General features: G+C 70.2%; 9 protein-coding genes and 1 riboswitch. Of the genes, 2 read left to right on the top strand and 7 right to left on the bottom strand.

Translation table 11 applies throughout. From position 1 onward, the window contains the following. Window positions 1-7: 7 nt before the first annotated feature. The 3 genes from BLU77_RS01945 to BLU77_RS01935 form a co-directional block, all read right to left on the bottom strand. The gene (locus BLU77_RS01945) at window positions 8-775 is read right to left on the bottom strand and encodes a hypothetical protein (protein ID WP_089771456.1); all 768 of its coding nucleotides are present in this window, start codon (window positions 773-775) and stop codon (window positions 8-10) included. 195 nt (window positions 776-970) lie between these two features. After that, a complete protein-coding gene (locus BLU77_RS01940) occupies window positions 971-3,994 on the bottom strand; it encodes an alpha-mannosidase (RefSeq protein WP_089771455.1) in 3,024 nt (1,007 codons plus the stop codon). Between the two features lie 155 nt (window positions 3,995-4,149). Next, window positions 4,150-5,136, bottom strand: a complete 987-nt coding sequence (locus BLU77_RS01935) for a malate dehydrogenase (RefSeq protein WP_089771454.1) — start codon at window positions 5,134-5,136, stop codon at window positions 4,150-4,152. Between the two features lie 285 nt (window positions 5,137-5,421). Between BLU77_RS01935 and BLU77_RS01930 the strand changes: the two genes are divergently transcribed. Next, entirely contained in the window at window positions 5,422-6,543 is a 1,122-nt protein-coding gene (locus BLU77_RS01930; RefSeq protein WP_089771453.1) for an MIP/aquaporin family protein, read from the top strand. A gap of 2 nt (window positions 6,544-6,545) precedes the next feature. Here BLU77_RS01930 and BLU77_RS01925 read toward each other — a convergent pair whose 3' ends face one another. Continuing rightward, a complete protein-coding gene (locus BLU77_RS01925; protein WP_089771452.1) occupies window positions 6,546-6,854 on the bottom strand; it encodes a DUF3017 domain-containing protein in 309 nt (102 codons plus the stop codon). Window positions 6,855-6,920: 66 nt separating this feature from the next. On the opposite strand from BLU77_RS01925, the gene BLU77_RS01920 reads away from it, so the two are divergent. Further along, a complete protein-coding gene (locus tag BLU77_RS01920; RefSeq protein ID WP_089771451.1) occupies window positions 6,921-8,150 on the top strand; it encodes an NAD(P)/FAD-dependent oxidoreductase in 1,230 nt (409 codons plus the stop codon). A gap of 88 nt (window positions 8,151-8,238) precedes the next feature. Here BLU77_RS01920 and BLU77_RS01915 read toward each other — a convergent pair whose 3' ends face one another. The 3 genes from BLU77_RS01915 to purN form a co-directional block, all read right to left on the bottom strand. Then, the gene (locus BLU77_RS01915; RefSeq protein WP_245708620.1) at window positions 8,239-9,198 is read right to left on the bottom strand and encodes a Fic family protein; all 960 of its coding nucleotides are present in this window, start codon (window positions 9,196-9,198) and stop codon (window positions 8,239-8,241) included. Between the two features lie 418 nt (window positions 9,199-9,616). Next, entirely contained in the window at window positions 9,617-11,200 is a 1,584-nt protein-coding gene (gene purH / locus BLU77_RS01910; protein WP_089771449.1) for a bifunctional phosphoribosylaminoimidazolecarboxamide formyltransferase/IMP cyclohydrolase, read from the bottom strand. Between the two features lie 58 nt (window positions 11,201-11,258). After that, window positions 11,259-11,352: riboswitch (ZMP/ZTP riboswitch) on the bottom strand. Window positions 11,353-11,382: 30 nt separating this feature from the next. Then, a complete protein-coding gene (gene purN / locus BLU77_RS01905; protein ID WP_089771448.1) occupies window positions 11,383-11,997 on the bottom strand; it encodes a phosphoribosylglycinamide formyltransferase in 615 nt (204 codons plus the stop codon). Between the last annotated feature and the right edge of the window lie 47 nt (window positions 11,998-12,044).

Genomic DNA, 12,044 nt, shown 5'->3' with positions numbered 1-12,044 from the left:
GGATCCGTCAGCGGTATAGGTCGTCGCCCTTGCCCTTGGGGCCGCCGAAAGGCGAGTCTCCGGTACCGGAGCCGGGGATGTCCGAGCCACCCATCCCGGTGCCGTACAGGCCACCACCGGCGGCGGCTTGGGCCTGGGCGAGCTGCTTCTTCGCCTTCACGTACTCCACGATCCCGCGGATCCCGAAGATCACACCGAAGAGGACGAAGTACCAGGGCCGGAGGTAGGTATCCCCCGGGCCGGCCGCGCTGTACGAGACGATCCAGACCACCAGCGCCACCGCTGCGACCCCGAGACCGATCAAGATGTTCCGTCGACCGTCCTTGACCTGCTTCTCGACGAGCGCCATGCTCGCGCCCCCGGGCGCCATCGAGGGGTCGTAGGCACCGGGCTGCCCCGTGTTCGGGGACGGGTCGTAGGCGTTGGCCTGCCCCGTGGTCGGGGACGGGTCATAGGCGTTGCCCCCGCCGTGCGCGCCGGGCGTCCCGGCGTTGTGCATGCCCGGGTGACCCGGTCCGGCAGCCCCCGGGTTCGACGGACCGTACCCGCTCGGCTGGCTCGCGCCCCCGTAGCCGGGCTGCTGCTCGCCGTATCCCGGCTGCTGAGCGCCGTAGCCGGGTTGGCTGGCGGCACCATACGTCCCTACCGCGTCATCCACCCAGAAGTTCCACCCGGGAGGGGCCGGCGGCCAGGACGGGTCCGGCTGCCACCCTTGGGTCGGTGCGAAGCCGGCGGGCACCTGCCAGCCGGGAGGAGGATTGAATCGCTGGGCCATGCCAGCACTCTAGCGACCCACCCACCCCCTGCGCACCGGTGTCCCTGGGCAGCACTCCCCACCACAAACCGTCCCCACCATCGGCGCTCCCCGGCTGCAGCCGGCCCGCGAGCGCAACCTTGTGCGGCATCTGCGAGCTGCAACGCCGCACAAGGTTGCGGGCCGGCGGAGGGTGATGGGGCCGAGCGGTCGACCTCAGGCGCGAGCGAACCGCAGCGTGCAGATCTGGAACGGCCGCAGGCTCAGGTGGGCGCGGTTGCCACTGGCACGCACGCCGGCTCGCGTGGGACCCGGCCGCTCCAGCAGGTCGGTCTCGACCGCCCCGCCTGTCTCGAAGTCCGCGGCCACCACGGCCTCGGCACGCCGCCCGTGCGCCTCGTAGAGCCGCACCACCACGTCACCGGAACCGTCCTCGGCGAGCTTCACGGCTTCCACCACCACACCCGGGTGGTCCACGGCCACCAGCGGCGCCACCGTACGCTCACCGGAGACCCGCCGCAGCGGCAGGTTGGTGGCGTACCCGGCCCGCACCGCGCCGTCGATCCCGACGCCCACCGCGAGAGTGGTGCGCAGCACGTGCGTACCCTGGTCGGCGTCCGGGTCCGGGAACAGCGGGGCGCGAAGGAGCGACTGCCGCACCACGGTGATCGGGTTACCGGCGTCGTCGGTGTCGGCGTGGATGTCGTGACCGTAGGTCACGTCGTTGGCCACGGCGACGCCGAAGTCCGGCTCGCCCACGTGCACCCACCGGTGCGCCACCGTCTCGAAACGTGCGGCGTCCCAGGAGGTGTTGACCGCCGTCGGGCGGTGGATGTGCCCGAACTGGATCTCGGACGTGGCGCGCTCGGCGGCCAGGTCCAGCGGGAAGGCCACCTTGAGCAGCTTCTGCCGCTCGTGCCAGTCCGCCTCGGTGGTGATCTGCACGTCCCCCTCGGCAGGGAGCTCGATGCGCTGGGTGATCGTGGACTCCCCGAAGGAGCGCCGCACCACCACGACGACCGCGTGCCCGTGGGTCTCGGTGGTGATCTCGTCCGCCTCCACCAGGTCGGTCACGACGTGCCGGTAGTGGGCATCGATGTCCCAGGCGTCCCACTCGTTCGGGATGTCGCGGTGCAGCTGCAGCAGATTCGCCGCCCGCCCGGCCGGGATCACCTCACGGTTGGTGGCCAGGTCCACCAGCGACGTGATCAGCCCACGCTCGTCCACAGTCACCCGCACCCGCGAGTTGGTCAGCACCCAGTCGGTGCCGGCCGCCTCCAGGTGCACGTCCGTGTGCGGTTCGGCTGTGGCTGCCCCGCCCAGAGCGGGGATCCCCTCGACGGCGTAGGGCCCCGCGTTCAGGGACAGTTCCGTGGAGCCGGTGCCCACCAGGGCGGAGATCGAGGCAGTGATCAGCTCGTTCAGTTCGGCGGCGATCTCCTCATAGTGACGCTCCGCCTCACGGTGCACCCATGCGATCGAGGACCCGGGCAGGATGTCGTGGAACTGCTGCAGTAGCACCAGGTGCCAGAGCCGCTGGAGCTCCTCGGCCGGGTAGCGAGCGCCCACGCGCACCGCGGCGGTAGCGGCCCAGAGCTCGGCCTCGCGGAGCAGGTGCTCGCTGCGCCGGTTCCCTGCCTTGGTGCGGTGCTGGGAGGTGTAGGTGCCGCGGTGGTACTCCAGATACATCTCCCCGGTCCACACCGGCGGATCCGGGTATTCGGCGCGGGCGGTGTCGAAGAAGGTGTCCGGTGTGGAGAGCACCACCTGCGGCGAGCCCTCCAGGTTCGCCACCCGGCGCGCCTGGGCGACGATCTCGCGGGTCGGCCCACCCCCGCCGTCGCCATATCCATAAGGAGCCAAGGAGGTGTTCGCGCGGCCCTTCTCGGCGTACTGCCGCTCCGCGCGGGCAAGCTCGGGGCCATCCAGCATGGAGTTGTAGGTGTCCACGGGCGGGAAGTGGGTGAAGATGCGGGTGCCATCCAGACCCTGCCAGTCGAAGGTGTGGTGCGGCATGGTGTTGGTGTCGTTCCAGGAGATCTTCTGGGTGAGGAAGTACTCTTTCCCGCTGGACGTGGCGATCTGCGGGAGCGCACCGGAGTAGCCGAACGAGTCCGGCAGCCACACCTCGCGCGGTTCTACCCCGAACTCGTCGATGAAGAACTGGGTGCCGGTCACGAACTGGCGGGCCATCGCCTCCCCGCCGGGCATGTTGGTGTCCGACTCCACCCACATGCCGCCGACCGGGATGAACCGCCCCTCACGCACCCGCTCGGCGATCCGGGCGTACAGCTCGGGGTAGCACTCCTTGATCCAGGCGTACTGCTGCGCGGAGGAGCAGGCGAAGGTGAACTCCGGGTCACGGTCCATCAGGTCCAGCACGTTGGAGAACGTGCGGGCGCACTTACGCACGGTCTCACGCACCGGCCACAGCCATGCCGAGTCGATGTGCGCATGCCCGACGGCGTGCACCCGGTGGGCGGACGCCGTCGCCGGGGCACTCAGCACCCCTTCGAGAAGGTGACGGCCCTGCGCGGCAGTGCCTGCGACGTCGTCGGGGTCGACGGCGTCCATCATGTCCTCGAGGGCACGGAGGATCTGCGCACGCCGCGGGGAGGTCGGGTCCAGCTCGAGCATCAAGCCCTGCAGGGCGAGGACGTCGGCGGTGAGGCCGAAGACGTCGGTGTCCAGCAGCGCCACGTCGGCGGCGGTGAAGGTGTAGATGGGGTCCGTGCCAGCGGTGGCCTTGTCGCCCATCGGGGTGGGCTTGATCCACTGCCCGTCCGGGACGTCGGGGTTGGCCGCGGCCTCGACGTACACGTCCAGCTCGTGGGTGTCGGCGGCGAGGCCGAGGTGCTGGTTGCGCGGTTCGAGGCCCTTGAGGATGCGCCCGTCCGGCAACCAGAGCGCACCCTCGGCCTGGAAGCCCGGTTGCGCCGCGGTGAAACCGATGTCCACCACGAGCTCGAGCTCACAACCGGCGGCGATCTGGTCGGCCCAGTCGGTGGGCACCGAGCCAGTGAGGTGGAACCAGGCGGTGCTCCACGGGCGGCCCCACGGGGTGCCGACCTCGAACGGGCGGTACTCCTGGCTCACCGCCTCGGTGAACGGGACCGGTTCGTCCGGGACGTCCCAAGCGGTGACCGTCAGGGGCGCCCGGGCGCGGTACTTCGCCGGGAGCAGGCGTTCGGAGATGAAGCGGCGCAGGCGGTGCTCGGTGCGGGCAGTCGTGTCGTGCACGGTCAACCTTCGGGTAGGACGGCATCGGCCATGCTCCAACGTAGTCGTTCGTGGGAGATGCGAAAGATCGACGCTCCCCTAACGCGCCGCGTGGCCGCACCGAGTTCGGTGCGGCCACGCGGGTGGTTCAGTGAGGAGAGGTCGGAACAAGCCGATCAGATCAGCCCCAGCCCCTTCACGGCATCCCGCTCCTCGACCAGCTCGTTCACCGACGCGTCGATCTTGCCGCGGGAGAAGTCGTTGATGTCCAGCCCCTGCACGATCTCCCAGGCTCCTCCGGTCGAGCGCACCGGGAAGGAGGAGATGATGCCCTCGGGCACCCCGTAGGAACCGTCGGAGGGGATGGCCGCGGAGGTCCAGGAAGTGTCGGGTGTCCCGGCTACCCAGTCGTGGACGTGGTCCACTGCCGCGTTCGCCGCGGAGGCCGCTGACGACGCACCGCGGGCGTCGATGATCGCCGCGCCACGCTTGGCGACGGTGGGGATGAAGGTGTTCTCCAGCCAGTCCTGGTCGTTGACGACCTCGGCCGCCGGCTTGCCGGCGAGGGTGGCGTGGAAGATGTCCGGGTACTGGGTGGCGGAGTGGTTGCCCCAGATGGTGAGGTTCGCGATGTCGGAGACCGGGGTCTGCGTCTTCTGCGCCAACTGGCTCAGTGCCCGGTTGTGGTCGAGCCGGGTCATCGCGGTGAACCGATCGGCGGGCACGTCCGGGGCGTGCGCGGAAGCGATCAGCGCGTTCGTGTTCGCCGGGTTGCCCACCACGAGCACCCGAACGTCATCGGCGGCACCGGCGTTGATGGCCGCGCCCTGCGGGCCGAAAATGCCGCCGTTGGCCTCGAGCAGGTCACCGCGCTCCATGCCCGCTCCACGCGGGCGAGCACCGACCAGCAGCGCCACGTTCGCTCCGGAGAACCCGGCGGTCGGGTCGTCAAAGATGTCGATCCCGGCGAGCAAGGGGAAAGCGCAGTCGTCGAGCTCCATCGCGGTGCCCTCGGCGGCCTTCACGCCCTGCGGGATCTCCAGCAGACGCAGCTTCACGGGGGTGTCCGGGCCGAGCATCTGACCGGAGGCGATACGGAACAGCAGGGCGTAGCCGATCTGACCGGCCGCACCGGTCACGGTCACGTTGACGGGCTGAGTCATGGGGTGGGGTCTCCTCCTCGATTGTGGCGGCCCGGGCGCCGCTGGCACCTCGACGCGACCACTGTGCTCGCCCGCGGGCGACCAGCCCTCACGCCGGTGGGTACCGGACCGCACCCGGTGACCCCAGGCTAATGGACCCGGGCACCCGCCGGGCCCCGCGTTCCAGCCCGTCCGACCTCCGGGAGTGATGCGCCACCGGCGCGCGAGGAGTTCTCGGGAGATTCTCAGGTTCGCGTGGAAGGATCACCGTGCTGACTTATCCACGCCCGACCCGATGGGAACCGCATGTCCACCCCCACCGCCCCGGCCGTCGAGACCGACGACCGCACCGGCACCGCCGAGGACCACGTCACCCCAGCCGAGCGTCCTCTGTTCATCCGCTTCGCCGCCGAGATCCTCGGCACCTTCCTACTCGTGTTCATCGGGTTCGGCGTCACCCTGTATGCCGGGGTCACGGTCAACCCGGACGAGGGTGCCAAGCTCCTCGCCTGGGGAGCCGGCGTGATCGTCGCCATCGCCGTGATCGGACACGTCTCCGGCGGGCACCTGAACCCGGCCGTCACCCTTGGCGCCGCGCTCACCGGCCGGATCTCCTGGGCGGACATCCTGCCCTACTGGGTGGCGCAACTGATCGGCGCCGTCGGTGCGGCGGCCCTGCTGTTCGTGACAATCCCGACGGCGCTGGCCACGGCCAGCGGACAGGGGTCCACCCGGTCGATGTTCAGCACGAACGCCAGCGGCATCGGCGAGAACTCCACCCTCGGGCGCCTCTCCGGCGGTGAGGTGTCCAGCGATCTGGTGCAGGTGCTGCTGGTGGAGGCGATCGCGACCATGCTGTTCGTGGCGGTCGCGCTGGCTGCGGGGCGCGGGTTGCGCCGTGGCGTCCTCAGCGGTCCCGTGGTGATCGGCCTGGCGTATGCGGGACTCACTGTGGCCACCTACACGCTCACCGGCGGGGCGCTGAACCCCGTGCGTGCGACAGCGGCCGCGATCTTCTCCGAAAGCTGGGCGCTGGGCGACCTGTGGGTGTTCTGGGTGGCACCGCTGCTGGGTGGTGCGATCGCCGGACTGATGTTCACGGTCTTCGCTCCGGAGCCGCTCGCGGAGGAGGACACCTACGCGTGGGACGACGAGGACGAGGGTGACGACGAGATCGACGAGGACTTCACCGATGAGACCGAGGTGCTCGATCAGGACGTCGAGTCCGACGACTCCCCGGTCGTCCTCACCGAGGACGAAGCGACTCCCGAGCGCGACGACGCCTTCACCGAGGACTACGACGTGACGGCGCTCGACGACGAGGCGACCGAGACGGAAACCGTCGACGTGGACGCGGCATCTCCTGAGGCTGGTGCCGAGAGCACGGACGACGGTGAGCCCGACGAGCGCGAAACTCCTCGCGCCTGAGCTCAGAGGGGATCTAGGCCGCTCGCGATCAGCGCGAGCGTGCCGATCCCGATCCCGCTGAGCATCAGGACGGCGACATCGAAGGCACGCGAGCGGCTGGTGATCCCGTATGGCCCGGGGCTGCGAGTCACAGCACGGACAAAGCCGAGCACCACCAGCTCGGAGGCGATCACCAGCGCACCGGGGCGCGCTCCTTCGACGATCATCACCACGAAGGCCGCGAGCAGCCACGCGAGGGCGATCCACATGACGACGTACCGGCGCCAGTGGCCAGGTTCGACAGGCCGCGGGGTGGGCCGGGGGGTGGTCATCGCTGCGAGCCTACCGCCGCTGCGAGGCTGCGCCCGGCAGGTTCCCGGCGCGAGTAGCGTGGCCGGGTGAGCAACTCCAGCCTCGGTACTCCGAACCGGATCCTCGTGGTGGGAGCAGGTCTCGCGGGCCTGCGCACCGCCGCTGAGCTGCGAGCGGCTGGGTTCACCGGCCACCTCCGAGTGATCGGCGCCGAACCGCACCTGCCGTACGACCGGCCCCCGCTCTCCAAGGAACTGCTCAGCCATCCCGAGCCCACCTGGCTCGCCGACGATCTCGACCAGGACCTCAGCGCCCTCGCCGACGATCTGCACCTGAGCACCACCGCCGATGCCTTGCATGTGGGGACCACCACCGATGACCCCGTCATTGTGCAGACCACCAGTGGCGACTTCGAGGCCGACGCCGTCGTGGCCGCCACCGGCTCCCGCGCCGTCCAGCCCGCGGATTGGTCCGGCACCTTCACGCTGCACTCCCTCGAGGACGCCGCCGACCTTCGGGCGCGGTTGGTCCCGGGAGCATCCCTGATCGTGATCGGGGCCGGCTGGATCGGTGCCGAGGTTGCCGGGGTGGCCGCCGGCGCCGGTTGTGACGTGACCGTACTGGAGGCCGGCCCCGCTCCCCTGGCCCGCCAGCTCGGCACCGAGCTCGGGGCACGCACCATCGACTGGTACGCCGCCCAGGGCGTACGGCTACGCACGGACACCCCCGTGGCCAGCGTACGGTCCGCCGTCGTGACCCTGGCCACCGGAGAGGTCCTGACGGCGGACGTGGTGCTGTGCGCGATCGGCGCCCGCCCGAGCACGGGCTGGCTGGAACCCTCCATGCCCCTGACGGCGTCCGGTCACCTCCCGGTGGACGGGACCGGTCGGTCGATGCACCCGCGGGTGTGGGCGGTCGGAGACGTCGCCGCCCGCACCCACCCGCTGTTCGGCTCCGTGCCCGGTGGGCACTGGTCGGCCGCCCTCACCGACCCGGTGCCGCTGGCACGCGCTCTCGTCGGGCATGCGCCCGCGGAGGACACGGCTGAACCGGCCCCGTACGTCTACTCCACCCAGCTCGGCCACCATCTCACTGTGTTCGGCCGGCTCACCGACGACCAGCTCACCCGCGGCGACCTCACCCAGGCGTGGACCACGCTGTGTTTCGACGGTGAGCACCTGGTTGGCGCGGTGATCGCCGACGCCCCCCGGGAGGTCGGTGCGGTGCGTAAGCTGCTCAGCCGCGGATCGCTGCCGCGGTTGGACCGCACCCTCGCCGCCGACCCGGCCACGCCGCTGCGCCGCGCCGTCATCTAGCCCGCCGAGCGCAACCTGGTGCGGCACATCGCGCGCCAAACACCGCACAGGGTTGCGTTCGGCGGACGTGATAGCGGGCTGAGCCTGGTCAGCCTTCCCGCCGTCCCGCCCGCTCCGCGAACGCATCCACAGCACTCAGTACCTCGTCGGCGCGCCAGAACGGACCGAGCTGGTGCTCGCGCTTGGAGGCGAGGATTCCTGCCTCAGTGAGCGCTCGCAGTGGCGGATACACATTGGGCTGCCGGATGCCGAGTTCGTCGGCTGCCAGCGCTGCCGACACCACCGGACTGCGGAGCAGCACGTCCAGGAGCCGCCACGCATGGCTGTCCCGACGAACCCTCAGTCGCTCCTCCCAGCGTGCCCGGATCTCGTCGAGTTCGGCCACCAGGGCCCGCGTATTGGCAATGGCCCGCGCAATCGCGTCGGTGAATGCGAGCACGATGGGCTCCACGTCGCCGGAGCGGAATGCCGTGAGTGAACGGTGATACCCCTCGATGTCCGCGAGCAGCCCGGCCGAGACCGGAATAGCCAGGTGGCGCGTCACTCCTGCGTGCCGGAGCATCGCCTGTGCCAATGCGCGCCCGGTCCGGCCGTTGCCGTCCGTGAACGGATGGATGGTCTCGAACTGCGCATGCACCACGCTCAGATGAACCACGGGCGAGATGTCACGACGTGACGCGAGCGCGACAAGGTCGTCGATGAGAGCGGGAATCCGCGCATGGTGCGGCGCCACAAACTCAGCACCCACAGCGCTGTCCGAGCGGGTGCCCACCCAGACCGCCTCGTCGCGCCAACGGCCCCTCGGGTGCGCGCTCCGGTTCTCCATCAGCACAGCGTGCATCTGCAGAATCGCTGCTGGCGATATCTCGTCGGCCAGAGCGATCGCCGATTCCAACAGTCGCGTGTTCGCGGTGATCTGCTCGGCATTGCGGCCCGTCCTCAGGCCCAGTTCAGCGCTGAAGATCGCTCGCGCGGAAGCCGTGAGCATCTCGATCTGGGACGATGACGCCGCTTCCGACCGGAGCAGCACCGGAGCGAACGAACTCACACGCACTCCGAGCTCGGCATCGAGACGACTCAACTCCCGTTCAGCATCGCGCGCTGCGCCCTCGACATCAGTCGAGAGGGCAGGGACACGTTGAGCGACCGAGGCAGGCACTGCCGCAAGATACGCCTGCGCGCGGCCACGGCTCGCCGCCTGTACACCCCATTGGCCCGCGGGAGTCCAGACGCGCTCTTCCCACTGGAGGGCAGGCCATGCACCATCTGTCGAAGACGAATCCATAACACCTCCCACCCCAGATTATGAGTTCCAGCGTAGCTCATAATCTTGCGCGCTGCCGAGCGCAACCGTGTGCGGCGTTCGCGGCACGTTCTGCCGCACAAGGTTGCGTTCGGCGGGAAGGGGGCGAGCGTTCGGCGGAGAGGGGGCGAGCGCTGAGGGGCGTGCGCGGAGGGGCCAGCGATCAGTGCGCGAAGTGGCGGGTCCCGGTGAAGTAGAGGGTCACCCCGGCGGCGTTTGCGGCGGCGATGACCTCCTCGTCCCGAATCGACCCACCCGGCTGCACCACGGCCCGCACGCCGGCGTCGATCAGCACCTGCAGCCCGTCGGCGAACGGGAAGAACGCGTCGGAGGCTGCCACGGCGCCGCGGGCCCGCTCCACGTCACCGGTGTTCGCGCGCTCCACGGCCAGCTTGCAGGAGTCCACCCGGTTCACCTGCCCCATCCCGATGCCTACGGAGGCGCCGCCGGAGGCGAGCAGGATGGCGTTCGACTTCACCGCCCGCACGGACCGCCACGCGAACGCGAGGTCGGCCAGGGTCGCCTCGTCGGCCGCACCACCGGCAGCGAGGGTCCAGGCCGCCGGGTCGTCACCGTCGGCGTCGATCTGGTCGGAGGCCTGAACGAGGAACCCGCCGCAGATCTGCCGCACGTCCAGCCCGCCGGGGCGACCCTCGGTGCGCAGGATCCGGATGTTCTTCTTCCGCTGCAGCACCTCCAGGGCATCCTCGGCGAACGCCGGGGCCACGATCACCTCGGTGAACACCTCCGCCACCTGCTCGGCCATCGCCCGGGTCACCTCGCCGTTCACGGCGATCACGCCGCCGAACGCCGAGACCGGGTCACACTCGTGCGCCTTGCGGTGCGCCTCGGCCACATCGCCGCCCACGGCGATCCCGCACGGGTTGGCGTGCTTGATGATCGCGACCGTCGGCCGGCCGCCGTGGTCGTTCGCGGCCCGGATCGCGGCGTCGGTGTCCACGTAGTTGTTGAAGCTCATCGCCTTGCCGTGCAGCTGTTCGGCGGTGGCGAGGCTGTCCCCGGCGTCAGGGTGGGTGTACAGGGCGGCCCGCTGGTGCGGGTTCTCGCCATAGCGCAGCACCTGGTTGCGTTCCACCGCGGTGCCCATCCAGGCGGGGAACCCGGTGGACTCACCATCAATCACGGAGGTGTCGGTGAGCACGTTGCCCATCCAGGAGGCGACCTGCACGTCGTAGGTAGCGGTGTGCACGAATGCCTTCGCGGCGAGCTGCTCCCGCTCAGCCAGGGTGTACCCGCCCGCCTGTGCGGCGGTGACGGCGGAGCCGTAGTCGGCACCGGCGGTCACGATCGCCACCGAGGCGTGGTTCTTCGCGGCGGCCCGCACCATCGACGGGCCGCCGATGTCGATCTTCTCGATGCAGTCCTGCACCTCGGCGCCCGAAGCCACGGTGTCGGCGAACGGGTACAGGTTCACGACCACCAGGTCGAACGGGGCGACGTCCAGCTCCTCCAGCTGCGCCACATGCTCGGGCAGACGGCGGTCGGCGAGGATGCCGGCGTGGATCCGCGGGTGCAGCGTCTTCACCCGCCCGTCCAGGCACTCGGGGAAGCCGGTCACGTCCTCCACGCGGGTCACCGGCACACCGGCGGCCTCGATCGTCGACGCGGTGGAACCGGTGGAGACGAGCTCCACGCCCGCTGCATGCAGGCCGGTGGCGAGCGCGTCCAGTCCGGTCTTGTCAAAGACGGAGAGGAGGGCCCGGCGTACGGGAATCTGGTCGGTCACGGCGTACTCCTGGTGGGTCTCGAGGGGTGCTCCGGTCGCGGGTCGCTTCCGGCTCGGGACGTGGCACCCAGGCGGCCGGTGCACGAAGTCGCAGCTTCTCGGGCCGCTCCCCGGTGGTGCTCCACCTCGTGACGCCAGTCACGGCCCGCGAAGCAGTCTACCGGCCGCAGCGGGAGCGTCCACTACTCGCCAACGATCACCCGGCGCCCCTCGACGCGCCACCCCTCACGTGCCAGCCGGCCCACGGAGTCCACCAGTTGGGCCCGCTCGGCCACCTTGATCCGTTCGGTCAAGGTGTCCTCGGTGTCGTCGTCCAGCACTGGCACTGCCACCTGAGCGATGATCACCCCGGTGTCGACTCCCGCATCGACCACGAACAGCGTGGCGCCGGCCACCTTCACGCCGTACTCGAGCGCCTCCCGCGGCCCGTGCATGCCGGGGAAGGCAGGCAGCAGCGAGTTGTGCGTGTTCAGGTAGCGCCCGCCGAACTGGTCGAGGAATCGCTCCCCCACCAGCTTCAGGAATCCCGCCGAGATCACCAGGTCCGGTTCGTACTGCCCGACGGCGTCCGTCAGGGCCGCATCCCAGGCGTCCCTGTCGGGGTGGTCGCCCACCCGCTCCACGAAGGTGGGGATGCCGACCTCGCGCGCGAGGTCCAGGCCCGCGGCGCTGGGCCGGTCCGCCCCGACGGCGACCACCTGCGCCCCGTAGCCAGGGTCACCGGTGGCCTCGAGCAAGGCGGCGAGATTGGACCCACCACCGGAGATCAGGACGACGAGTCGCTTGGCGGGAGTCACAGAGCGTCACCTTACCGGCCAGGAACTATCGACGGACATACCGCACG

Source organism: Ruania alba (genome assembly GCF_900105765.1).
In the GTDB taxonomy this organism is placed as follows: Bacteria; Actinomycetota; Actinomycetes; order Actinomycetales; family Beutenbergiaceae; genus Ruania; species Ruania alba.
This window is presented reverse-complemented; position numbering and strand designations above follow the sequence as displayed.

What these genes read in the sequence shown, in the direction of transcription:
- BLU77_RS01945 (WP_089771456.1), bottom strand. Translation starts at nt 775, where the DNA reads ATGGCCCAGCGATTCAATCCTCCTCCCGGCTGGCAGGTGCCCGCCGGC.
- BLU77_RS01935 (WP_089771454.1), bottom strand. Translation starts at nt 5,136, where the DNA reads ATGACTCAGCCCGTCAACGTGACCGTGACCGGTGCGGCCGGTCAGATC.
- BLU77_RS01930 (WP_089771453.1), top strand. Translation starts at nt 5,422, where the DNA reads ATGTCCACCCCCACCGCCCCGGCCGTCGAGACCGACGACCGCACCGGC.
- BLU77_RS01925 (WP_089771452.1), bottom strand. Translation starts at nt 6,854, where the DNA reads ATGACCACCCCCCGGCCCACCCCGCGGCCTGTCGAACCTGGCCACTGG.